Raw genomic sequence first — 23,453 nt, forward strand, 5'->3', positions numbered from 1 at the left:
GGCATAATAATCAGGGGAGAGGGCACTGTCTATGATCTCACGAAGGGAAAATGAATTATTTTCCCTGTGATGGGCATCACGCTTATGTGTGGTTGAGCATTCTGCGCAGGCAGGCGATGTGGAGTACCGCTGGGATCGTCACGCGATAGGCGCTGCCGCTCACCGCTTTAACCCCGTTTAAGGCCGCACCTACCGGGCCGCCAAGTCCGGCTCCGCGCAGTAATCCGTGCCCGATTACGCTGACAGCGGCGTGGGTTCGCAGAATTTTGGTTAACTGGCCGGAGAGCAGGTGAGACACCCCTTTTGCCAGATTGCGGTCTTTCATTAATAGCGGCAACAGTTCTTCCAGCTCAGAGACTTTTGCATCGACCGCCTGAAGAAATTCTTGCTTGTGCTCAGCATCCATTTTTTGCCAGGCGTTGCGTAAAAAATGTTCCAGCAGATATTGTTCAATTTCGAACGTAGACATCTCTTTATCTGCTTTGAGCTTTAGCCGCTTTGAGACATCCAGCAAAATCGCCCGGTATAATTTCCCGTGTCCGCGCAATTTGTTGGCAATACTGTCACCGCCGTAATGTTGAAGCTCGCCTGCGATTAGTTGCCAGTTGCGGCGGTGCTGTTCCGGATGTCCTTCCATCGATTTAAATAAATCGTTGTGGTTGAGTACGCTCGACAGACGGGCTTTCCCCTTTTCATTATGCGTAAGCAGGCGGGTAATATTGGCGAGCTGCTCCTCGCTGCAATGCTGAAGAAAGTCGAGATCGTCGTCATTCAAATAGGTGACATTCATACTGAATTCTACTTGTGCAGAAGGGATTAGTCGTCGCCGATGATTTTCAGCGTCGCCATATCAGAAGAGTTCACCGTATGACCGGAAAAGGTAATTTTTTTCACGCAGCGCTTATTGTCGTTGTCGCTATTGATGTTGATCCAATTGGTCGTTTGCCCTTCTTTGATGGAGGAAGGCACGTTCAGACTCTGGCTGGACATGCGGGCAGCCTTGAAATAAACCGATGCACCACTGAGCTGTAAATCACCATGATCGGCCGTAAGTTGAATGCGTTTCACCACGCGGCAAACGGGAAGTTTCAGCGTCAGATCGTTGGTTTCATTACGGGGCATGGCGATCACGCCGAGGACTTTATGATCATTAGCGTGTGCGGCGCTGCTCAGTAGCAGGCCCATAAGCAGGCTGGCGGAAAGGGTTAATACGGATTTCATGGAATTTCTCTTTGACGGCTGTAAAAGTGTGTCGTTTCAGACCATCTTACCGCTGTCAGAATCATGATTCATGCTCGTAATCTTTTCTTTTTATTACAATTTTTTCGTGAATAACTTTACGATTTTCATTGGTTTTATGAATTAATTTTAATTGGCGACTATTCATTTTTTCAGCTTTCTGCCTTTTCTCTACGATTTTATCGCCACTGCGCTAAAAAAAAATTTTCATGCCCCCCTTGATGACGTGGGTTACGACCCCATCTTGTAAGCAACCGCAGTGGTGAGTCTGAAAAAAAACGATTCAGGGTAGTTGAAACCGCACGTTTCGCCCTTATTACAGATTCACAACCACATGATGACCGAATTTTTAGTGGAGACGTTTAGATGGGTAAAATTATTGGTATCGACCTGGGTACTACCAACTCTTGTGTAGCGATTATGGATGGCACTACTGCACGTGTGCTGGAGAACGCCGAGGGCGATCGCACCACGCCTTCTATCATTGCTTATACCCAGGATGGTGAAACTCTGGTTGGTCAGCCGGCTAAACGTCAGGCAGTGACAAACCCGCAAAACACCCTGTTTGCGATTAAACGCCTGATTGGCCGCCGCTTCCAGGACGAAGAAGTACAGCGTGATGAAGCCATCATGCCGTACAAAATCATCGGTGCTGACAACGGTGATGCATGGATTGACGTAAAAGGTCAGAAACTGGCACCGCCGCAGATTTCTGCTGAAGTGCTGAAAAAAATGAAGAAAACGGCTGAAGATTACCTGGGTGAGCCGGTAACTGAAGCAGTTATCACCGTACCTGCATACTTTAACGATGCTCAGCGTCAGGCAACTAAAGACGCCGGTCGTATCGCAGGTCTGGAAGTAAAACGTATCATCAACGAACCAACCGCAGCTGCGCTGGCTTACGGTCTGGATAAAGAAGTCGGCAACCGTACTATCGCGGTATATGACCTCGGTGGTGGTACTTTCGATATCTCTATTATCGAAATCGACGAAGTTGACGGCGAAAAAACCTTCGAAGTTCTGGCAACCAACGGTGATACCCACCTGGGTGGTGAAGACTTCGACAGCCGTATGATCAACTACCTGGTTGACGAGTTTAAGAAAGATCAGGGTATCGACCTGCGTAATGACCCGCTGGCGATGCAGCGTCTGAAAGAAGCCGCTGAGAAAGCGAAGATTGAGCTGTCTTCCGCTCAGCAGACCGACGTGAACCTGCCGTACATCACTGCAGACGCGACCGGTCCGAAACACATGAACATCAAAGTGACCCGTGCGAAACTGGAAAGCCTGGTTGAAGACCTGGTTAACCGTTCTATCGAGCCGCTGAAAGTTGCTCTGCAGGATGCTGGCCTGTCCGTATCTGATATCAACGACGTTATCCTCGTTGGTGGTCAGACGCGTATGCCGATGGTGCAGAAGAAAGTCGCTGAGTTCTTCGGTAAAGAACCGCGTAAAGACGTTAACCCGGACGAAGCCGTAGCAATCGGTGCTGCTGTTCAGGGTGGTGTATTGACCGGTGATGTTAAAGACGTGCTGCTGCTGGACGTTACCCCGCTGTCTCTGGGTATCGAAACCATGGGTGGCGTAATGACTCCGCTGATCGCGAAAAACACCACTATCCCGACCAAGCACAGCCAGGTGTTCTCTACCGCTGAAGACAACCAGTCTGCGGTAACCATCCACGTGCTGCAGGGTGAACGTAAACGTGCTGCTGATAACAAAGATCTGGGTCAGTTTAACCTGGATGGCATCAGCCCGGCTCCGCGCGGTATGCCGCAGATCGAAGTTACTTTTGACATCGATGCCGACGGTATCCTGCACGTTTCCGCGAAAGACAAAAACAGCGGTAAAGAGCAGAAGATCACCATCAAGGCTTCTTCTGGTCTGAACGAAGAAGAGATTCAGAAAATGGTTCGCGAAGCAGAAGCGAACGCAGAATCTGACCGTAAGTTTGAAGAGCTGGTTCAGACCCGTAACCAGGGTGACCATCTGCTGCACAGCACTCGCAAGCAGGTTGAAGAGGCAGGCGACAAACTGCCGGCTGACGACAAAACAGCCATCGAGTCTGCACTGACCGCGCTGGAAACGTCTCTGAAAGGTGAAGACAAAGCGGATATCGAAGCGAAAATGCAGGCGCTGGCACAGGTTTCCCAGAAACTGATGGAAATCGCTCAGCAGCAGCACGCACAGCAACAGGCTGGTGCAGCAGGCGCTGATGCTTCTGCAAATAACGCGAAAGATGACGACGTTGTCGACGCCGAGTTTGAAGAAGTGAAAGACAAAAAATAATCGCCCTTTGAACGGGTAATTACTGGCACGGGCGAAGAGGTTTCCTCTCCGCCCGTGCACGCATGTTAGGGGCAGATAAAAAGAGATGGCTAAGCAAGACTATTACGAGATTTTAGGCGTTTCCAAATCAGCGGAAGAGCGTGAAATCAAAAAGGCCTACAAGCGCCTGGCCATGAAATATCACCCGGATCGCAACCAGGGTGATAAAGAGGCCGAAGCCAAGTTTAAAGAGATCAAAGAAGCGTACGAGATCCTGACCGATGCGCAAAAACGTGCGGCCTACGATCAGTACGGTCATGCTGCGTTTGAGCAAGGCGGCATGGGCGGCGGCGGCGGTTTTGGCGGCGGGGCTGACTTCAGCGATATCTTTGGTGACGTGTTTGGCGATATCTTTGGCGGCGGTCGTGGTCGTCAGCGCGCCTCACGTGGTGCTGATTTACGTTACAACATGGATCTCACTCTGGAAGAAGCCGTGCGTGGCGTCACCAAAGAGATCCGTATTCCGACTCTGGAAGAGTGTGACGTTTGCCACGGCAGCGGCGCGAAGGCAGGCACTCAGCCGCAAACCTGTCCAACCTGTCACGGTTCTGGTCAGGTACAGATGCGTCAGGGCTTTTTTGCCGTACAGCAGACCTGTCCGCACTGTCAGGGCCGCGGTACGTTGATCAAAGATCCGTGCAACAAATGCCACGGGCATGGTCGCGTTGAGAAGAGCAAAACGCTGTCCGTTAAAATCCCGGCAGGGGTTGATACCGGCGACCGTATCCGTTTGTCTGGTGAAGGCGAAGCCGGTGAGCATGGCGCGCCAGCAGGTGATCTGTACGTGCAGGTGCAGGTTAAACAGCACCCAATCTTCGAGCGTGAAGGCAATAACCTGTACTGCGAAGTGCCGATTAACTTTGCAATGGCAGCCCTGGGTGGCGAGATTGAAGTCCCGACGCTGGATGGTCGCGTGAAGCTAAAAATTCCGGGCGAAACGCAAACTGGCAAACTTTTCCGCATGCGTGGAAAGGGCGTCAAGTCTGTACGCGGTGGCGCTCAGGGAGACCTGCTGTGCCGCGTGGTAGTGGAAACTCCGGTTGGCCTGAATGACAAGCAGAAGCAACTGCTGAAAGATTTGCAGGATAGCTTTGGTGGCCCGACGGGTGAACAAAACAGCCCGCGTTCCAAAAGCTTCTTCGACGGCGTGAAGAAATTCTTTGACGATTTGACGCGCTAAAATAAAAGTAGAGAAAAGGCCATTTCAGCGATGAGATGGCCTTTTTTTTACCTGGCAGATGGATATCCAGACCCTTACCGGCATCGGATATATTATCCAACTTTGTTGGAATAGTATGATGTGTGGAGCAGTGCTACGGTTTTAGAACTAACATCTTTTTTGGCTATTCACAGCCGCATACCAGGTTGATGTGATTGTTTTAACATCAATAAATAATCACGGCCAACCTAATTTAAAAGGCAACTACAGTCATATTTCTGGCGAAATAATTACTTATCTCCTCTCAAACAACATATTCTGACACACTACCAGTAATAACGATTCACCTTCCTTGATGTGAGATTTACATCACTATCCTGTCATTCTATTTCATTATTATTTGTCACCGCGGTAACACAATATTTATTGATGGATTAATTATAATTATGGGGAATACATTCAATGCCTCGGATAAAAAATGGACTATTAGCTTGTCTTATACTTATAGTGCCTTCTCTTTTTAGCCATGCAGCACAAGCTCTGGAGTATAAAAATTCTTTTGGGTCTATTAATGCCGGTTATGCCGACTGGAATAGCGGATTTGTCAATGTACATCGTGGCGAGGTTTGGAAAGCAACAGCGGATTTTGGTGTCAATTTTCGAGAAGCCGAATTTTACTCATTTATTGAAAGTAATGTGTTAAATCATGCTGTAGCCGGTCGAAATCATACGGTGTCGGCGATGACCCATGTGCGTCTCTTTGATTCTGATTATACCTTCTTTGGCAAGATTTATGGCCAGTGGGATAACTCCTGGGGCGACGATCTGGATATGTTTTATGGTCTGGGTTATCTCGGCTGGAGCGGAGATTGGGGGTTTTTAAAACCCTATATAGGTTTGCATAACCAATCTGGTGATTATGTATCACAACGATACGGACAAACCAGCGGCTGGAATGGCTACGTTATTGGCTGGACTGCGGCTTACAATTTTACTTTATTTGGTGAGAAATTTGTTTTATCTGACTGGAATGAAATTGAGCTTGATAGAAATGATGCTTATGCGGAACAGCAATTTGGCCGGAATGGATTAAATGGCGGATTAACACTGGCGTGGAAATTTTATCCACGATGGAAAGCTACAGTGACTTATCGCTATTTTGAAAACAAACTGGGTTATGACGGTTACGGGGATCAGATGATTTATATGATTGGGTATTCATTTTAAATAAAACCAAAGGATCGGAAATGAAAAAAACAGTCGTGGCGAGTTTGGTTGGGCTGGCATTATGTGCCGGGAGCGCATTACAAACAACATATGCAGCTTCAGCGAAACAGCCTAATTTAGTGATTATTATGGCTGATGATTTGGGCTATGGCGATCTCGCGACTTATGGCCATCAAATCGTCAAAACGCCTAATATCGACAAGCTGGCACAGGAAGGGGTGAAATTTACCGACTACTATGCGCCCGCGCCGCTGTGCTCTCCTTCTCGTGCGGGTTTATTAACGGGACGTATGCCATTCCGTACAGGGATCCGTTCCTGGATCCCTGAAGGCAAAGATGTCGCGTTGGGACGGAATGAACTGACGATTGCCAACCTGTTAAAGCAACAGGGGTATGACACGGCGATGATGGGGAAATTGCACCTAAATGCCGGGGGCGATCGCACCGATCAACCGCAGGCGAAGGACATGGGGTTTGACTACACCCTGGTAAACCCGGCGGGATTCGTCACGGATGCTACGCTTGATAACGCAAAAGAACGTCCCCGCTATGGCATGGTGCATCCCACTGGCTGGATCCGTAATGGACAGCATATTGGTCGTGCGGACACCATGAGCGGCGAGCTTGTCAGTTCTGAAGTCGTCAACTGGCTGGATAACAAGAAAGACGACAAACCGTTCTTCTTATATGTCGCGTTCACGGAAGTTCACAGTCCGCTGGCCTCACCGAAAAATTACCTCGACATGTATTCGCAATATATGAGCGCTTACCAGAAACAGCATCCGGATCTGTTTTATGGCGACTGGGCGGATAAGCCGTGGCGAGGAACAGGCGAATACTACGCGAACATCAGCTATATGGATGCTCAGGTCGGTAAAGTAATGGATAAGATCAAGGCAATGGGTGAAGAAGATAACACCATTGTCATTTTCACCAGTGATAACGGCCCAGTGACCCGCGAGGCTCGCAAAGTATATGAACTGAACCTGGCGGGTGAAACGGATGGGCTTCGCGGCCGTAAAGATAACCTTTGGGAAGGCGGTATCCGTGTTCCGGCAATCATCAAGTACGGTAAACATATTCCGCAGGGGATGGTAACGGATACGCCAGTTTATGGTCTTGACTGGGTGCCGACGTTAGCAAACATGATGAATTTTAAACTGCCAACAGATCGTACCTACGATGGGCAGTCTCTGGTTCCATTACTTGAACAGAAAACGTTAGCACGTCAGAAACCACTCATCTTTGGCATTGATATGCCGTTCCAGGATGATCCTACTGACGAATGGGCGATCCGTGATGGCGACTGGAAGATGATTATCGATCGTGAAAATAAACCCAAATACCTCTACAACCTGAAAAAAGATCGCTTTGAAACGCTTAATCAGATTGGGAAACAACCTGAAATCGAGAAACAACTGTATGGCAAGTTCCTGAAATACAAACAGGACATTGACAACGATTCGCTGATGAAAGCTCGCGGTGACAAGCCAACGCCAGTCACCTGGGGCTAACAGAATAATTATAAGAAACATAAGGTATGCCACTTAGGGCTATGCCCGCCTGGTTCAACGCTTTTGTGCTGAGCCAGGTTCTTTTATTTATGGAGCTATCACAATGCAGACAAAAAGTTGTCAGGTCATGATTAAACCGACAGGCTCGGTATGTAATCTGGACTGTAAATACTGTTTTTATCTGGAAAAGGAGATGCTTTATCCGGATAGAAAAGCGAATTACAGAATGTCAGATGACATGCTCGAGTTATTCATCAAACAGCATATTGCCGCGCAGGATGTGAATGACGTGATTTTTGCGTGGCAGGGGGGGGAACCTACGCTGATGGGGTTGGCATTTTATCGGCGAGCGCTGGCATTGCAGCAGCGTTATTCTGGCGGTAAAACGATTATAAATACCTTCCAGACTAACGGTATATTGATTGACGACGAATGGGCTATTTTTTTTAAGCAACACGCCTTCCTGGTGGGCGTTTCTATTGATGGTGATGCCGCGTTACATGATGAATGGCGGGTTACTCGTTCAGGTAAACCGACGCATGGGAAAGTTGAACAGGCCGTTAAATGTCTGGTACGCCACGGTGTAGAATTTAATACGCTGACGGTGGTGAATCACACGAATATGCATCACCCGGTGCGAGTCTATAACTATCTGAAAAGCATTGGCAGTCGCTATATGCAGTTTATTCCGCTCATCGAAAGAAGCGCTGAAGAGGGCGGTATTGGTCTGGCACATCCTGAAGGCGGACAAACAAGAATGATGCCGTGGTCGGTTGATTCACTGCAATTTGGCCATTTTCTCAACGCTATTTTTGATGTCTGGGTCCGTAACGATATTGGTGATATCGGCATACAGATGTTTGAGCAGACGCTCGCGGCGTGGTGCGGGTTACCACCGCAGGTATGCGTGTTTGCGCCAACCTGCGGTAGCGCATTCGCCATGGAAATGAACGGCGATGTGTATAACTGCGATCATTTTGTGTATCCGCAGTACAAGTTGGGGAATATTCAGGATTCGACGCTGCGCGCGATGAACAATAGCGAAAAAAACCGGCAGTTTGGCGAGGATAAGCGACGCACAATGGCACAAGAATGTGACTCCTGCTCATGGCAGTTTGCCTGTTATGGCGGTTGTCCTAAGCATCGTTTTTTGCCGTCAATATCAGGTAAAAGAAATCACAACTATTTGTGCGCGGGATATAAGTCGTTTTTCTCTCATACCGCAATGACGATGAGTGCCATGAAAACACTCTACGAAAATGGTTTTTCACCTGTAGAGATAAAATCAGTATTTGCTTGAACGTATCGTATTCGCAGGGAGTGAATATGTTTTCCTGGATTAATGTCGATAGTTGTAAAACGCCCGGCTGCAAAAATATGGGTATGTTGAACAGCCCGGATTACCAAAACCAAGGGAAAAATATACTATGCCGGGCCTGCGGTTTTCTCTTCCCCATTATTTCGGAACGATCACTCAACCGCTTTCGTCAGTCGGTTAATCAGGCATGGAAAGGACTGATAAAATCCTGCCCCCACTGCGGGGGAATTTCACTCAAAAAGTACGGTTTTTCTGCGCAAGGAGAACCGCGTATTTACTGTCAGCGTTGTCATAAAACATTTATTTCTCCTGTCAGGCAGAAAACAGATGCGCGTCAGGATTATCTCGCCACGCTGATTCAGGAAGGTGCGACACTGGCGGATATTCGCACCGCACTCGTGCTGGATAGCACCGGGTTGAATCGGGAGTTACAGAAACTCTCTCGCAATGCAAATCTGGCGGAACGCGAATTTACTTTTCCTACGTTTGATATCGCCATGAGCACGCGCGCTTTTCGGATCAAATTTAACGGTAGTGATAGTTTTCTGTATGTGTTGGTCACTGCAGAAGAGAATACCGGTCGAATTGTTGCCGTTACGACAAATTACTCAGCTCATCCCGTAGAGGCTGAGTATCAGTATCATTCTGACTATGAAGAACGCCTGCCTCCCGGTACGTTGGCGCATATTGTGCAACGTAAAGAAGTGATAACGATGCGGCGGGAGACGCTTTTTGATGTGGATTACGGTCCTGCAATATTGCACAAAAATGATCCGGGGATGTTAGTTAAACCCGTTTTGCCAGCTTATCGCCATTTCGAGTTGGTTAAAATGCTCACGGATGAACGTTCTCTCAATATTCAGCATTACCTCGATCAGGAATGCTTTATCCTGGGAGGATGTATGATGGCGAATATACAGCATGTTCAGCAAGGGCGTTGCCACATTGCTTTTGTGAGAGAACGTGGAGAATCAGCGCCGCAAAAAGATATTCCGCCAAGGTTGTTTATGGGGGGCGGCATCCGTAATAACGTTTGGCGAACATTCACCACGCGTGACTACGCGCTGGCAGTATGCAACTTAACAGAGAACCGAAAAACGAGTATGCAACGCAGCGCCACGCTTGTGAGTGCGACCCGTTTTATCCATTTTATCGATACACATCCTTTTCTGGCACACCTCAACCGTATGTCTCCGGCAAATGTGACGGCAACGCTGGACCATCTCAGATACGCGTTTAATGCGAGGCATCACTCAGATGCAGACTAACTAATCCTGTGTTTTCTCATTAGACAATGCTCGGAAAAGCCGATTCATTCATCATGAATAATCTAATTTTAACGAGCTTTTTGCGGGTGTAAGATAGTAATTACGAAGTATTCACCCAATAGAGAGAATAAAAGTGAAACATCTGCATCGTTTTTTTAGTAGCGACGCCTCGGGAGGCATCATCCTGATCATCGCAGCCGCAGTCGCTATGCTGATGGCAAATATCGGGGTTACCAGTGGATGGTACCACGCCTTTCTGGAAACACCTGTCCAACTGCGGGTTGGCGCGCTTGAAATCAACAAAAATATGCTGCTGTGGATCAACGACGCGTTGATGGCGGTATTCTTCCTGTTGATTGGTCTGGAAGTGAAGCGTGAGTTAATGCAGGGCTCGCTTGCCAGCCTGCGTCAGGCGGCGTTTCCAATTATTGCCGCGATTGGCGGCATGATTGTCCCGGCGTTGCTGTATCTGGCATTCAACTATGCCGACCCTATCACTCGTGAAGGATGGGCAATTCCGGCAGCAACGGATATCGCTTTTGCGCTCGGTGTACTGGCACTGTTGGGTAGTCGTGTTCCGCTGGCACTGAAAATCTTCCTGATGGCGCTGGCGATTATCGATGACCTCGGCGCGATTGTGATCATCGCGTTGTTCTACACCAGCGATCTCTCGTTGTTGTCTCTGGGCGTCGCCGCGTGCGCAATTCTCGTCCTGGCGGCATTGAATCTGTGCGGTGTGAGACGCACCGGTATTTATATTCTGGTTGGCGTCGTGCTATGGACGGCAGTGCTGAAGTCCGGCGTGCATGCCACTCTGGCAGGCGTGATCGTTGGTTTCTTCATTCCGTTAAAGGAAAAACATGGGCGCTCACCGGCAAAGCGTCTGGAGCATGTCCTGCATCCGTGGGTGGCTTATCTGATCCTGCCGCTGTTTGCCTTCGCTAACGCAGGTGTTTCGCTGCAGGGCGTGACGCTGAATGGATTGACCTCTATCCTGCCGCTGGGAATTATCGCCGGCCTGCTTATCGGTAAGCCACTGGGGATCAGTCTGTTCTGCTGGCTGGCATTACGTCTCAAGGTGGCGCAACTGCCTGAAGGCACGAGTTTCCAGCAAATTATGGCGGTCGGTATTCTGTGCGGCATCGGCTTTACAATGTCGATTTTCATCGCCAGTCTGGCGTTTGGTAACGTTGATCCGGAGCTGATTAACTGGGCAAAACTGGGGATCCTGATTGGTTCACTGTTGTCGGCAGTTATTGGTTATAGCTGGCTGCGTACCCGGTTGAATACGTCAGCCTGAGCAGATAACTCTTTGGTGACAATTTCAGGGAGAGAGTATGTCTCATATAAATTACAACCACCTGTATTACTTCTGGCATGTGTATAAAGAAGGATCGGTGGTGGGTGCCGCAGAAGCGCTTTATCTGACACCGCAAACTATTACCGGGCAGATCAAAGCGCTTGAGGAACGCTTACAAGGGAAGTTGTTTAAGCGTAAGGGGCGAGGGCTGGAACCCAGCGAGTTAGGCGAATTAGTTTTCCGTTATGCGGATAAAATGTTCACCTTAAGCCAGGAAATGCTGGATATCGTGAACTATCGCAAAGAGTCGAATTTGCTGTTTGATGTCGGCGTGGCGGATGCATTATCGAAGCAACTGGTTAGCAGCGTGCTGGATGCTGCTGTGGTTGAGAACGAGCAAATCCATCTGCGTTGTTTTGAATCAACACACGAGATGCTGCTGGAGCAGCTCAGCCAGCATAAGCTGGATATGATTATCTCCGATTGCCCGATCGACTCAACGCAGCAGGAAGGGCTGTTCTCGGTGCGGATTGGCGAATGCAGCGTGAGCTTTTGGTGCACCAGGCCGCTGCCTGAGAAACCGTTTCCGGCCTGTCTGGAAGAGCGTCGATTGCTGATCCCAGGTCGTCGTTCGATGCTTGGACGTAAGCTGTTGAACTGGATTAACTCACAAGGACTGAACGTTGAAATCCTTGGCGAGTTTGATGACGCCGCGCTGATGAAAGCGTTTGGCGCAACGCATAACGCGATATTCGTTGCCCCTACGCTGTATTCACACAATTTCTATGCTGATGATTCTATTGTTGAAATTGGACGCGTTGAGAATGTGATGGAGGAGTATCACGCCATATTCGCGGAGAGGATGATCCAGCATCCGGCGGTGCAGCGTATTTGCAATGCCAACTATTCAGCACTGTTCAAGCCGCCACAGGTCTAAACGCCTTTATGTTGCCGGCTGCGGTGTACTAACCGCAGCCGGGCTATAATTACAGTTTCAATATATTACGATACTGCCCGCCTTCGCGGATAAATACCGGAATTCTGTTCAGGGGAGCGTCATAGCGCAGCGTTTGTCCTCCCTGATAGCTCTCGCCGGTCGCAAAATCCGTCCATGTTTCCCCTTCTGGCAACCAAACGTCGCGTTCGCGCATACCTTCATGCATAACGGGCGCAACCAACAGATCGGGGCCGAAACAGTACTGGTCGGTGATTTCCCAGCTTTTTAGCTGATCGGGGAACTCAAAAAACAGGGTACGCATCACCGGTGTATTGTAGTTATGCGTTTCTGTCATTAACGCTTTGATGTAGGGCTTGAGCTTCTCACGCAGTGTCAGGCAACCCGTTAGCACATCACACACATCCTCACCGTAGCTCCAGATCTCGTTGGGCGCGCCGGTAGGGCACTGGGCAATCCCGTCCCGATAAGGCTGCTGCGGTAAAATCTGCGGATCGCGGTTGCCGTGCAGGCGCATCACCGGGCTAAATACGCCCCACTGGAACCAGCGAATCAGTAGCTCATGAAAGCGTGGGTCGTGAATATTGCCGCCATGAAAGCCGCCAATATCTGTTGTCCACCATGGGATACCTGCAATCCCCATATTCATCCCGGCGGCAAACTGATTGCGCAGAGAACGAAACGATGAGTGGATATCACCTGACCACACCAGCGCGCCGTATTTCTGACTTCCAGCCCAGGCGCAGCGCAGCAGGTTGATAACCTGGTCTTCGCCATTGGCTTTCATGCCGTCAAAAAAGGTTTTGGCGTACATTCGCGGGTAGATATTGCCCACTTCCAGCACCGGTCCGGCGTGGTAGCGATAGTTATCGTAGTCGTAAACGCTGAACTCCGGCTCGGCTTCATCTAGCCAGAAGAGCTTCACGCCTTTATCGTAATAGTTGCGTTTTGCTTTACTCCAGACGTAGTCGCGAGCGCCGGGATGGGTGGCATCAAAGAAAGTGGTATTGCCGAGAAAATCCATATTAATTGGCAATCCGCGCTCCGTTTGTACCAGCCAGCCGTTTTCGCGCATCTCCCGATAGCTCTCGGTGCGATTGTCCACCGTCGGCCAGACGGAGACCATCAGCTCAATACCCAGCGATTTTAACTCGGCGATCATGGCATCGGGATCGGGCCAGTCGCGCGAGTCGAACATCCAGTCCCCCTGATTTGGCCAGTGGAAGAAATCGATAACGATTACCGAGATGGGGAGATTGCGCCGTTTGTACTCGCGGGCGACGGCGAGCAACTCCTCCTGGGTGCGATAGCGTAACTTGCACTGCCAGAAGCCCATGGCGTAATCCGGCATCATCGGCGGCGTGCCCGTGGCGAGCGCATACGCCTGGCTAATTTCTGCCGGGGTATCGCCAGCGGTGATCCAGTAGTCCAACTGTTCGCTGACCTGAGCTTCCCACTCGGTCACGTTATGGGCGAACGTCACGCGGCCGACCGCCGGGTTGTTCCATAAAAATCCGTAGCCCAGGCTTGAGAGCATAAAGGGCACCGAGGCCTGAGAGTTACGCTGGGCCAGTTCGAGCACGCATCCTTTGAGATCCAGATTGGCCTGCTGATATTGGCCCATGCCGTAAATTTTTTCCCCTTCGGCAGCTTCGAAGCGGGCTTTAAGTGAATATTTCCCGCCCTGAATAGGGCGGAATTCGCGTCCCTCAAGGTTGAGTGCGCTGACATACTGGCCGTGGGAAGATTCGTCCTCGCCGATTTCGCCCCGCAGACGCCAGAACTCCTGCAACAGGCACTTATGCGGATGGCGATAAAAAGCGATTTGCCCTTTTTGATTGACGATTGCGCTAATTTTTCCGTTGGTTAGCGTCGCCTGCTTGTGGTCATAAACGATGTGGCAGGCGCTTTCTGTGACTGGCTCCGTGAGCGCCCAGTTCTCATTTCGCATAACCGGAAGATGACGGCCACTGCGAACGCGCAGGCTGTTCTCGCCCCAGGGTTCAATCCACAAATAGCGATCGTTTTGCTGCCAGACCAGACGACGCGGGTCATGTTGCACAAATGGCATGGTGGTGCCTCCCATATTTTGAGGGTAAAGATTAAGAAAGTTATTGGGTGATGGTTTCCAGATCGTGGCGAATCCTCTCTTCCATTGCTTCGTACTTACGGAAGAAAAGTAGCGGGATCGCCGCGAGTGCGAAGAGCAGGGCGGGCGCCCAGATAAAGGCCCAGGTAATGCCTTCCAGACCCGCAGCGCTTTGGGCATGGTTCGGGACATAGCCAAAACTGTTCATGATCCAGGCGGCGAAAGCGGTACCCAGACCACTGCCCATCTTGATGCAGAAAGTACTGCCGAAGGCGATAAGAATGCCGGTGGCCTTGATGCCCATTTTCCAGGCACCGAAGTCGACGGCAAAGCCCAACATGGCAAACGGCATTGAGCAGGCGATTCCGCTACCGATATTGCCGAGCACCCAGGCCGCGATGAGGAAAGGTATGTTGTCCGCCGCCAGCCACATCAAGACGCCGCCGAACGTGGCGACCAGCAAGCCGCCTACCCATATCCAGGTTTTAGCCAGGTATTTGCTAAAGAAAGGGATGGCGATGATAAACAGGATCTGAATCGTCGCCAGACTGTTAATCAGCGGAACCAGATCTTTGCGATCGAGGTTGTAGGTCAGATAATAAACAATGGTGGTGGACCGCTGTTGCAGGGCAATCCAGAAGATCAGATTGGCCAGCACCATCAGGATCCATGGCCAGTTACCTTTCATCGCCGTGAAACTTTTTTTCATCGGCAGTTTGGGTTCTTGCTGTATTTTATCCGCATCCATTTCGCGGATATTTTTAAAGGCGAAAAGCGTTAGCGAACAGGATATCGCAGCAAACAGAATCGCCGTATAAATAAATCCGGCATGATCATTTCCGTTACCTAAAAATGCAACCAGGGGTAATGCTGTGGCATTCATTAATAAAACCCCGATTTGTCCTCCGGTCATTCTCCAGGAATTTAATACCAGCCGTTCCTTAGGGGACAGGGTCATCAGAGGTAATATTGCACTGAGCGGTGTATTAAGTCCGGTAAATAAAATGCTGGCAATCATATAGGATATTGCTGCATATATGGCTTTTCCTGTCATGCTGATATCTGGAGACCAAAATGACAGCGCGCTGAATACACCAAAAGGCAGCGGCAGCCATAAAAACCAGGGACGACATTTACCGTAACGTGAACGTGTTTTATCGATAATGATCCCCCAGATTGGGGCATCTATACCATCTACGATACGCGCCAGTAGCAGGATGACACCTGCTACGGCGAGACTTATACCCGCAACGTCAGTGTAGAAATATAAGATGTAGGTTGAACCGAAACAGTACAGCAGATTACCTGCCACATCCAAAGAGCCGTAGCTAATACGCTGTAGTAAAGATAATGATGCTGACCCGCAAGACTGGGTATCCTCAATAACAGAACTCATAATAATAACTCCGATATTGGTGCGATACGCCCAGAAAAACAGCTTTTACTTTCTAAGCAGTAGGGTAGTTGTTATTTTTTATCTAAAAAATTAAACCTTTGGAGAGAAATAGTGGTTAATTGGTTTGGTGAAAAATAGTTAACACGGGCATTGTGATCAATTATCAAATCTTACATCAGGATTGCGTTTATTCGTTTTTGGGGGAGTAATTATGTCATTTGCTATGACGGTCACAATTTGATTAGCAATGAAATTAAAAAAATTAAACAGTGAAAGAAAATGACTTTCATGTGCCCGGTAAGGCGGCTGGCTGAAAAGAGAAGCGGCCCAGAGGAGTACGAACAAGGTCAGTGGATGACGGTTGCCTTCGAAGCTGGTTGTACAAACGACAGGCATAAAAAAACCCGCTTGCGCGGGTTTTTTCACAAAGCGACAACAGACAGGCGATTAAGCCAGTTTGTTGATCTGTGCAGTCAGGTTTGCTTTATGACGCGCAGCTTTGTTTTTGTGGATCAGACCTTTAGCAGCCTGACGGTCCACGATTGGTTGCATTTCGTTAAATGCTTTCAGTGCAGTAGCTTTGTCGCCAGCTTCGATAGCTGCGTATACTTTCTTGATGAAAGTACGCATCATAGAGCGACGGCTAGCGTTGTGCTTGCGGGCCTTTTCAGACTGAACGGCGCGCTTCTTAGCTGATTTGATATTAGCCAAGGTCCAACTCCCAAATGTGTTCTATATGGACAATTCAAAGGCCGAGGAATATGCCCTTTTAGCCTTCTTTTGTCAATGGATTTGTGCAAATAAGCGCCGTTTAAATTCCAGCACTCGTTGCGTAGTGATGGCACAGGATTCTACCAGCTTGCGTGGCGTGAATACAGCTTTTCGACGAGAAAAATTGCATTGGCGTGCCGGTGAAGGGCGTCAATTTGTTTCATAACAATGAAAACCATCCTCTTTCTGTTTCGTAGAAACAATCGCCGGTTAACGTTGACCGCGGTACAGGGTATACTTTCACGATTTTCACTGTTTTGAGCCAGACATGAAGCTGATACGAGGCATACATAATCTCAGTCAGGCCCCGCATGGGTGTGTGCTGACTATTGGTAATTTCGACGGCGTGCACCGTGGTCACCGTGCGTTGCTGCAGGGCTTACGGGAAGAAGGGCGCAAACGCAATTTACCAGTAATGGTGATGATTTTTGAGCCGCAGCCGCTGGAACTGTTTGCGACGGACAAGTCACCTGCGCGCCTTACCCGCCTGCGGGAAAAACTGCGTTATCTGGCCGAATGCGGTGTGGACTACGTACTGTGCGTGCGTTTTGACCGACGTTTTGCCGCATTAACGGCGCAGACTTTTATCAGCGATCTGCTGGTTAAGCGCCTTGGTGTACAATTTCTTGCCGTTGGCGATGATTTCCGCTTTGGCGCTAGCCGTGCGGGTGATTTCTTGTTATTACAGGAAGCGGGCGCTGAGTATGGTTTTGATATCACCAGTACCCAAACCTTCTGTGAAGGCGGTGTGCGTATCAGCAGCACCGCAGTACGTCAGGCGCTGGCCGAAGATAACCTGCAACTGGCCGAAAGCCTGCTTGGGCATCCTTTTACTATCTCAGGACGCGTCGTTCACGGTGATGAGTTAGGGCGCACCATCGGTTTTCCGACGGCAAACTTACCGCTTCGTCGTCAGGTTTCTCCGGTGAAAGGTGTTTATGCGGTTGAAGTGATGGGACTGGGTGACAAACCGTTGCCCGGCGTCGCCAACATCGGCACCCGCCCGACGGTAGCAGGCGTACGCCAGCAGTTGGAAGTGCATCTATTGGACGTTGTAATGGACCTGTATGGTCGCCATATAGATGTAGTACTGCGTAAAAAAATACGCAGCGAACAGCGATTTGCCTCGCTGGATGAACTAAAAGCGCAGATTGCGCGTGATGAGTTGACTGCCCGTGAATTTTTTGGGCTAACAAAACCGGCTTAATGCCTATACGAGTTTTAAATACGGAACCGAGAATCTGATGAGTGACTATAAATCAACCCTGAATTTGCCGGAAACAGGGTTCCCGATGCGCGGCGATCTCGCCAAGCGCGAACCGGGAATGCTGGCGCGTTGGACTGATGATGACCTGTACGGCATCATTCGTGCGGCCAAAAAAGGCAAAAAAACCTTCATTCTGCATGATGGCCCTCCTTATGCGAATGGCAGCATTCATATTGGTCACTCGGTTAACAAGATTCTGAAAGACATTATCGTGAAGTCCAAAGGACTCACGGGCTATGACTCGCCGTACGTTCCGGGCTGGGACTGCCACGGTCTGCCGATCGAGCTGAAAGTTGAGCAGGAATACGGCAAGCCGGGCGAGAAGTTCACCGCTGCTGAGTTCCGCGCTAAGTGCCGTGAATACGCAGCGACCCAGGTAGATGGTCAGCGTAAAGACTTTATCCGTCTTGGCGTACTGGGCGACTGGTCGCATCCGTACCTGACCATGGACTTCAAAACTGAAGCCAACATCATTCGTGCGCTGGGTAAAATCATCGGCAACGGTCACCTGCACAAAGGTGCGAAGCCGGTGCACTGGTGCGTTGACTGCCGTTCCGCGCTGGCGGAAGCGGAAGTTGAGTATTATGACAAAACCTCTCCGTCCATCGACGTGGCGTTCCACGCTGCCGATCAGGATGCGGTGAAAGCGAAATTTGGCGTTTCTGACGTCAACGGCCCGATCTCGCTGGTTATCTGGACCACTACCCCGTGGACGTTACCGGCGAACCGCGCAATCTCTCTGGCACCTGATTTTGACTATGCGCTGGTGCAGATTGACGGCCAGGCTGTGATTCTGGCTAAAGATCTGGTTGAAAGCGTCATGCAGCGTATTGGCGCGGCTGAATACACCATTCTCGGCACCGTGAAAGGCGCTGAGCTGGAACTGCTGCGCTTTACCCATCCGTTTATGGGCTTTGACGTGCCGGCTATCCTTGGCGATCACGTTACACTGGATGCGGGTACCGGTGCGGTCCATACCGCTGGCGGTCACGGTCCGGATGACTACGTCATCAGCCAGAAATACGGTCTGGAAATCGCTAACCCGGTTGGCCCGGACGGCGCATACCTGGCGGGTACCTATCCGGATCTGGACGGTGTGAACGTCTTTAAAGCCAACGACAAAATCGTTGCGCTGCTGAGCGAAAAAGGCGCGCTGCTGCACGTTGAGAAGATGCAGCACAGCTACCCATGCTGCTGGCGTCACAAGTCACCGATCATCTTCCGTGCGACCCCGCAGTGGTTCGTCAGCATGGATCAGAAAGGCCTGCGCGCGCAGTCGCTGAAAGAGATCAAAGGCGTACAGTGGATCCCGGACTGGGGCCAGGCGCGTATTGAATCGATGGTTGCCAACCGTCCTGACTGGTGTATCTCCCGTCAGCGTACGTGGGGTGTGCCGATGTCTCTGTTTGTTCACAAAGACACCGAAGAGCTGCATCCGCGCGCTATCGAACTGATGGAAGAAGTGGCTAAACGCGTTGAAGTTGACGGCATCCAGGCGTGGTGGGATCTCGATCCGAAAGATATCCTCGGCGACGAAGCTGACCAGTATGTCAAAGTTCCGGATACGCTGGACGTGTGGTTCGACTCCGGTTCAACCCACTCATCCGTTGTAGACGTGCGTCCTGAGTTTGCGGGCCATGCGGCAGATATGTATCTGGAAGGTTCTGACCAGCACCGTGGCTGGTTCATGTCTTCTTTGATGATCTCCACCGCCATGAAAGGCAAAGCACCTTATCGCCAGGTACTGACCCACGGTTTCACCGTTGATGGTCAGGGCCGTAAGATGTCCAAATCTATCGGTAACACCGTTTCTCCGCAGGACGTGATGAACAAACTGGGCGCGGATATTCTGCGTCTGTGGGTTGCTTCTACCGACTACACCGGTGAAATGGCCGTTTCTGACGAAATCCTGAAACGTGCTGCCGACAGCTATCGTCGTATCCGTAACACCGCGCGCTTCCTGCTGGCGAACCTGAACGGGTTCGATCCGGTTAAAGACATGGTGAAACCGGAAGATATGGTGGTGCTGGACAGGTGGGCGGTAGGTTGTGCGCAAGCGGCGCAGGACGAAATCCTGAAAGCCTATGAAGCTTATGACTTCCACGAAGTGGTACAGCGCCTGATGCGCTTCTGCTCCGTAGAAATGGGTTCGTTCTATCTCGACATCATCAAAGACCGTCAGTACACCGCGAAAGCGGACAGTGTGGCGCGTCGTAGCTGCCAGACTGCGCTGTTCCATATTGCAGAAGCGCTGGTTCGTTGGATGGCGCCGATCATGTCCTTTACCGCAGATGAAATCTGGGGTTACCTGCCGGGCGATCGTGAGAAGTACGTCTTTACCGGTGAATGGTACGAAGGTCTGTTTGGCTTAGGCGAAACCGAAGCGATGAACGATGCCTACTGGGACGAGCTGCTGAAAGTGCGCGGCGAAGTGAACAAGGTTATCGAGCAGGCGCGTGCGGATAAGAAAGTCGGCGGTTCTCTGGAAGCGGCAGTGACCCTGTACGCTGAACCTGAGCTGGCGGCGAAACTGACCGCGCTGGGTGAAGAGTTGCGTTTTGTACTGCTGACCTCTGGTGCGACGGTTGCGGATTTTGCAGCGGCTCCAGCTGATGCTCAGCAGAGCGAACTGCTCAAAGGTCTGAAAATCGTACTGAGCAAAGCCGAAGGTGAGAAATGCCCGCGCTGCTGGCATTACACTACCGACGTCGGCCAGGTGGCGGAACATGCAGATATCTGCGGACGCTGTGTCAGCAACATCGCCGGTGATGGCGAACAACGTAAGTTTGCCTGATGAGTAAGCCTCTCTGTTCAACAGGACTACGCTGGCTGTGGCTGGTGGTAGCCGTGCTGATTATCGACTTAGGCAGCAAATACCTGATCCTCCAGAACTTTGCTCTGGGGGATACGGTGTCGCTGTTCCCGTCGCTTAATCTGCACTATGCGCGTAATTATGGCGCGGCGTTTAGCTTCTTAGCCGACAGCGGTGGCTGGCAACGTTGGTTCTTTGCCGGTATTGCCATCGGTATTTGCGTCATCCTGATGGTGATGATGTATCGCTCGAAGGCGACGCAGAAGCTGAATAACATCGCGTATGCGTTAATCATTGGCGGTGCGCTGGGCAACCTGTTCGATCGCCTGTGGCACGGCTTCGTAGTTGATATGATTGACTTTTACGTCGGCGACTGGCATTTCGCGACCTTCAATCTGGCCGATACAGCTATCTGTATCGGGGCGGCATTGATTGTTCTCGAAGGCTTCCTGCCGTCGAAAGAGAAAAAAGCCGCATAAAAAAATGCCGGATGGCGCTATGCTAATCCGGCCTACAATTTACTGCGATCCTTGTAGGCCCGGTAAGCGTAGCGCCACCGGGCAGACAGGCGGCAGCAATTTTAAAGAGCAACCTGCATGTCTAAATCAGTACAGAGTAACAGTGCGGTGCTGGTGCACTTCACCCTTAAGCTCGACGATGGCTCCACCGCAGAGTCAACCCGCAATAACGGCAAGCCTGCGCTGTTTCGCCTGGGCGACGGTTCTCTGTCTGAAGGACTGGAGCAACACCTGCTGGGGCTAAAAGAAGGCGATAAAACCACCTTTGCTCTGGAGCCGGATGCCGCCTTTGGCGTATCAAGTCCGGACTTAATTCAGTATTTCTCGCGTCGGGAATTTATGGACGCGGGCGAGCCAGAAATTGGCGCTATCATGCTCTTTACCGCAATGGACGGCAGTGAGATGCCAGGTGTGATCCGCGAAATCAACGGTGACTCGATCACGGTTGATTTCAACCATCCGCTGGCCGGGCATACCGTTCATTTTGATATTGAAGTGCTGGAAGTCGAACCGGCACTGGAGGCGTAAAATGCAGATCCTGTTGGCCAACCCGCGCGGTTTTTGCGCTGGCGTAGACCGCGCTATCAGCATTGTGGAAAACGCGCTGGCTATTTACGGCGCGCCGATTTATGTCCGTCATGAAGTGGTACATAACCGTTATGTGGTGGATAGCCTGCGTGAGCGCGGCGCTATTTTTATCGAGCAGATCAGCGAAGTGCCGGATGGTGCGATCCTGATTTTCTCCGCTCATGGCGTGTCTCAGGCTGTGCGTAACGAAGCCAAAGGCCGCGACCTCACGGTTTTTGATGCAACCTGTCCGCTAGTCACGAAAGTGCATATGGAAGTTGCCCGCGCCAGCCGTCGTGGCGAAGAATCCATTCTGATTGGTCACGCCGGTCACCCGGAAGTCGAAGGCACGATGGGCCAGTACAGCAACCCGCAAGGGGGAATGTACCTGGTTGAATCACCGGAAGATGTGCTGAAACTGAATGTGAAAAATGAAGGCAAATTATCCTTCATGACGCAGACCACGCTCTCCGTTGACGACACTTCTGACGTTATTGATGCTCTGCGTCAACGCTTCCCGAAAATTGTCGGACCGCGCAAAGACGATATCTGTTATGCCACCACCAACCGTCAGGAAGCGGTTCGCGCGCTGGCGGAACAGGCTGATGTTGTGCTGGTGGTCGGCTCGAAGAACTCCTCTAACTCCAACCGTCTGGCTGAACTGGCACAGCGAATGGGGAAAGCGGCGTATTTGATTGACGATGCGACCGACATCCAGGAAGCGTGGGTGAAAGAGGCGAAGTGCGTAGGTGTGACGGCCGGAGCCTCGGCGCCGGATATCCTGGTGCAAAACGTGATTGCTCGCCTGCAGGAACTTGGCGGTGGGGAAGCTATTCCGCTGGAAGGCCGCGAAGAGAACATCGTTTTCGAAGTGCCGAAAGAGCTGCGTGTGGATGTTCGTGAAGTAGAGTAAGTCTTTCCGGTTACGATTATGAGAAGATGCCAGACTTAACGTCTGGCATTTTTTTATGGAGAAACCATGCGCTTACCGATCATTCTTGATACCGATCCCGGCATTGATGATGCCGCCGCCATTGCCGCCGCGCTGTTTGCCCCTGAGCTGGATCTGCAACTGATGACCACGGTAGCAGGCAATGTGTCGGTGGAAAAAACCACCCGTAATGCGTTGCAACTGCTGCACTTCTGGAATGCGGATGTTCCACTGGCGCAGGGAGCATCGATGCCGCTGGTGCGGCCGCTGCGTGATGCCGCTTCCGTGCATGGTGAGTCCGGTATGGAAGGGTATGAATTTGTCGAACACGACCGCCAGGCGATGGCAAAACCCGCCTTCCAGGCGATTCGCGATGCGCTGATGCATGCCCCGCAGCCCGTGACGCTGGTGGCAATTGGCCCGCTGACCAACATTGCGCTGCTGCTGACCCATTATCCTGAATGCGTATTCAACATTCACCGTCTGGTGATTATGGGCGGCTCTGCCGGGCGCGGGAACTTCACACCCAACGCCGAGTTTAATATTGCTATCGATCCCGAGGCTGCCGCGAAAGTCTTCCAGAGCGGGCTGGATATTGTGATGTGTGGGCTGGATGTCACTAACCAGGCCATGCTCGCCCCGGACTATCTGGCGACGCTCCCCCAGCTTAACCAGACGGGAAAAATGCTGCACGCGCTATTTAGCCATTACCGTAGCGGCAGTATGAATACGGGGCTGCGAATGCACGATCTGTGTGCCATTGCCTGGCTGGTGCGCCCGGAACTGTTTACCCT

At 50.9% G+C, this 23,453-nt stretch carries 19 protein-coding genes and 1 pseudogene; 15 read left to right on the forward strand and 5 right to left on the reverse strand.

Going from position 1 to position 23,453, the window contains the following annotated elements; translation table 11 throughout:
• Positions 1 to 82 precede the first annotated feature (82 nt).
• On the reverse strand, positions 83 to 790 hold the full coding sequence (gene msyB / locus JTI85_RS04550) for an acidic protein MsyB (protein ID WP_219352179.1): 708 nt from the start codon (positions 788 to 790) through the stop codon (positions 83 to 85).
• A gap of 26 nt (positions 791 to 816) precedes the next feature.
• Positions 817 to 1,221 (reverse strand): DUF2541 family protein, encoded by a 405-nt coding sequence (locus tag JTI85_RS04555; RefSeq protein WP_003018965.1) that lies wholly within the window; start codon positions 1,219 to 1,221, stop codon positions 817 to 819.
• 384 nt (positions 1,222 to 1,605) lie between these two features.
• On the opposite strand from JTI85_RS04555, the gene dnaK reads away from it, so the two are divergent.
• The 8 genes from dnaK (at position 1,606) to nhaR (ending at position 12,290) form a co-directional block, all read left to right on the forward strand.
• Positions 1,606 to 3,528 carry a molecular chaperone DnaK gene (gene dnaK / locus JTI85_RS04560; RefSeq protein WP_003018959.1) on the forward strand — a complete coding sequence of 641 codons (1,923 nt, stop codon included), beginning with the start codon at positions 1,606 to 1,608 and terminating at the stop codon, positions 3,526 to 3,528.
• Positions 3,529 to 3,613: 85 nt separating this feature from the next.
• On the forward strand, positions 3,614 to 4,747 hold the full coding sequence (gene dnaJ / locus JTI85_RS04565; RefSeq protein ID WP_003837322.1) for a molecular chaperone DnaJ: 1,134 nt from the start codon (positions 3,614 to 3,616) through the stop codon (positions 4,745 to 4,747).
• A gap of 441 nt (positions 4,748 to 5,188) precedes the next feature.
• A complete protein-coding gene (locus tag JTI85_RS04570) occupies positions 5,189 to 5,953 on the forward strand; it encodes an outer membrane protein OmpK (protein WP_048212749.1) in 765 nt (254 codons plus the stop codon).
• Positions 5,954 to 5,973: 20 nt separating this feature from the next.
• Positions 5,974 to 7,467, forward strand: a complete 1,494-nt coding sequence (locus JTI85_RS04575) for a sulfatase (protein WP_061067207.1) — start codon at positions 5,974 to 5,976, stop codon at positions 7,465 to 7,467.
• Positions 7,468 to 7,570: 103 nt separating this feature from the next.
• Positions 7,571 to 8,767 carry an anaerobic sulfatase maturase gene (locus JTI85_RS04580; RefSeq protein WP_048212747.1) on the forward strand — a complete coding sequence of 399 codons (1,197 nt, stop codon included), beginning with the start codon at positions 7,571 to 7,573 and terminating at the stop codon, positions 8,765 to 8,767.
• Positions 8,768 to 8,793: 26 nt separating this feature from the next.
• Positions 8,794 to 10,053 carry a hypothetical protein gene (locus tag JTI85_RS04585; protein WP_061067208.1) on the forward strand — a complete coding sequence of 420 codons (1,260 nt, stop codon included), beginning with the start codon at positions 8,794 to 8,796 and terminating at the stop codon, positions 10,051 to 10,053.
• A 133-nt stretch (positions 10,054 to 10,186) separates the two neighbouring features.
• Positions 10,187 to 11,353, forward strand: coding sequence for a Na+/H+ antiporter NhaA (nhaA, locus tag JTI85_RS04590; RefSeq protein WP_219352181.1), 1,167 nt, complete (start codon positions 10,187 to 10,189; stop codon positions 11,351 to 11,353).
• Between the two features lie 37 nt (positions 11,354 to 11,390).
• Positions 11,391 to 12,290 carry a transcriptional activator NhaR gene (gene nhaR / locus JTI85_RS04595; protein WP_048212744.1) on the forward strand — a complete coding sequence of 300 codons (900 nt, stop codon included), beginning with the start codon at positions 11,391 to 11,393 and terminating at the stop codon, positions 12,288 to 12,290.
• Positions 12,291 to 12,339: 49 nt separating this feature from the next.
• Here nhaR and JTI85_RS04600 read toward each other — a convergent pair whose 3' ends face one another.
• The 3 genes from JTI85_RS04600 to rpsT all read right to left on the reverse strand — a co-directional run bounded on the left by JTI85_RS04600 (position 12,340) and on the right by rpsT (position 16,504).
• The gene (locus JTI85_RS04600) at positions 12,340 to 14,379 is read right to left on the reverse strand and encodes a TIM-barrel domain-containing protein (protein ID WP_219352182.1); all 2,040 of its coding nucleotides are present in this window, start codon (positions 14,377 to 14,379) and stop codon (positions 12,340 to 12,342) included.
• A 40-nt stretch (positions 14,380 to 14,419) separates the two neighbouring features.
• Entirely contained in the window at positions 14,420 to 15,793 is a 1,374-nt protein-coding gene (locus JTI85_RS04605) for an MFS transporter (protein ID WP_219352184.1), read from the reverse strand.
• A gap of 447 nt (positions 15,794 to 16,240) precedes the next feature.
• Positions 16,241 to 16,504, reverse strand: a complete 264-nt coding sequence (gene rpsT, locus JTI85_RS04610) for a 30S ribosomal protein S20 (protein WP_003018940.1) — start codon at positions 16,502 to 16,504, stop codon at positions 16,241 to 16,243.
• Positions 16,505 to 16,621: 117 nt separating this feature from the next.
• Here rpsT and JTI85_RS21260 point away from each other — a divergent pair.
• The 7 genes and pseudogenes from JTI85_RS21260 to rihC form a co-directional block, all read left to right on the forward strand.
• Positions 16,622 to 16,825: pseudogene (locus JTI85_RS21260) on the forward strand (DUF2575 domain-containing protein).
• Positions 16,826 to 16,832: 7 nt separating this feature from the next.
• A complete protein-coding gene (ribF, locus tag JTI85_RS04615; RefSeq protein WP_003829725.1) occupies positions 16,833 to 17,771 on the forward strand; it encodes a bifunctional riboflavin kinase/FAD synthetase in 939 nt (312 codons plus the stop codon).
• 37 nt (positions 17,772 to 17,808) lie between these two features.
• The gene (gene ileS / locus JTI85_RS04620) at positions 17,809 to 20,625 is read left to right on the forward strand and encodes an isoleucine--tRNA ligase (RefSeq protein WP_048212741.1); all 2,817 of its coding nucleotides are present in this window, start codon (positions 17,809 to 17,811) and stop codon (positions 20,623 to 20,625) included.
• The gene (gene lspA, locus JTI85_RS04625) at positions 20,625 to 21,122 is read left to right on the forward strand and encodes a signal peptidase II (RefSeq protein WP_048212740.1); all 498 of its coding nucleotides are present in this window, start codon (positions 20,625 to 20,627) and stop codon (positions 21,120 to 21,122) included. Before ileS ends, lspA begins: the two co-directional genes overlap by 1 nt.
• A gap of 117 nt (positions 21,123 to 21,239) precedes the next feature.
• Positions 21,240 to 21,689 carry an FKBP-type peptidyl-prolyl cis-trans isomerase gene (gene fkpB / locus JTI85_RS04630; protein WP_003018929.1) on the forward strand — a complete coding sequence of 150 codons (450 nt, stop codon included), beginning with the start codon at positions 21,240 to 21,242 and terminating at the stop codon, positions 21,687 to 21,689.
• Position 21,690: 1 nt separating this feature from the next.
• The gene (gene ispH, locus JTI85_RS04635; protein WP_032948486.1) at positions 21,691 to 22,641 is read left to right on the forward strand and encodes a 4-hydroxy-3-methylbut-2-enyl diphosphate reductase; all 951 of its coding nucleotides are present in this window, start codon (positions 21,691 to 21,693) and stop codon (positions 22,639 to 22,641) included.
• 66 nt (positions 22,642 to 22,707) lie between these two features.
• On the forward strand, positions 22,708 to 23,453 hold a 746-nt coding region (gene rihC / locus JTI85_RS04640; RefSeq protein ID WP_255575101.1), incomplete at its 3' end, for a ribonucleoside hydrolase RihC.

The sequence above is a fragment of the Citrobacter sp. Colony219 genome, assembly GCF_019382635.1.
Lineage (GTDB): Bacteria > Pseudomonadota > Gammaproteobacteria > Enterobacterales > Enterobacteriaceae > Citrobacter > Citrobacter youngae.

Bases quoted from the DNA above. Each gene is read 5' to 3' on its own strand.
- JTI85_RS04555 (WP_003018965.1), bottom strand. From the start codon at position 1,221: ATGAAATCCGTATTAACCCTTTCCGCCAGCCTGCTTATGGGCCTGCTA.
- lspA (WP_048212740.1), top strand. From the start codon at position 20,625: ATGAGTAAGCCTCTCTGTTCAACAGGACTACGCTGGCTGTGGCTGGTG.
- nhaR (WP_048212744.1), top strand. From the start codon at position 11,391: ATGTCTCATATAAATTACAACCACCTGTATTACTTCTGGCATGTGTAT.
- JTI85_RS04580 (WP_048212747.1), top strand. From the start codon at position 7,571: ATGCAGACAAAAAGTTGTCAGGTCATGATTAAACCGACAGGCTCGGTA.
- dnaK (WP_003018959.1), top strand. From the start codon at position 1,606: ATGGGTAAAATTATTGGTATCGACCTGGGTACTACCAACTCTTGTGTA.
- msyB (WP_219352179.1), bottom strand. From the start codon at position 790: ATGAATGTCACCTATTTGAATGACGACGATCTCGACTTTCTTCAGCAT.
- ispH (WP_032948486.1), top strand. From the start codon at position 21,691: ATGCAGATCCTGTTGGCCAACCCGCGCGGTTTTTGCGCTGGCGTAGAC.
- fkpB (WP_003018929.1), top strand. From the start codon at position 21,240: ATGTCTAAATCAGTACAGAGTAACAGTGCGGTGCTGGTGCACTTCACC.
- JTI85_RS04570 (WP_048212749.1), top strand. From the start codon at position 5,189: ATGCCTCGGATAAAAAATGGACTATTAGCTTGTCTTATACTTATAGTG.
- JTI85_RS04585 (WP_061067208.1), top strand. From the start codon at position 8,794: ATGTTTTCCTGGATTAATGTCGATAGTTGTAAAACGCCCGGCTGCAAA.
- JTI85_RS04600 (WP_219352182.1), bottom strand. From the start codon at position 14,379: ATGCCATTTGTGCAACATGACCCGCGTCGTCTGGTCTGGCAGCAAAAC.
- JTI85_RS04605 (WP_219352184.1), bottom strand. From the start codon at position 15,793: ATGAGTTCTGTTATTGAGGATACCCAGTCTTGCGGGTCAGCATCATTA.
- dnaJ (WP_003837322.1), top strand. From the start codon at position 3,614: ATGGCTAAGCAAGACTATTACGAGATTTTAGGCGTTTCCAAATCAGCG.
- ribF (WP_003829725.1), top strand. From the start codon at position 16,833: ATGAAGCTGATACGAGGCATACATAATCTCAGTCAGGCCCCGCATGGG.
- JTI85_RS04575 (WP_061067207.1), top strand. From the start codon at position 5,974: ATGAAAAAAACAGTCGTGGCGAGTTTGGTTGGGCTGGCATTATGTGCC.
- ileS (WP_048212741.1), top strand. From the start codon at position 17,809: ATGAGTGACTATAAATCAACCCTGAATTTGCCGGAAACAGGGTTCCCG.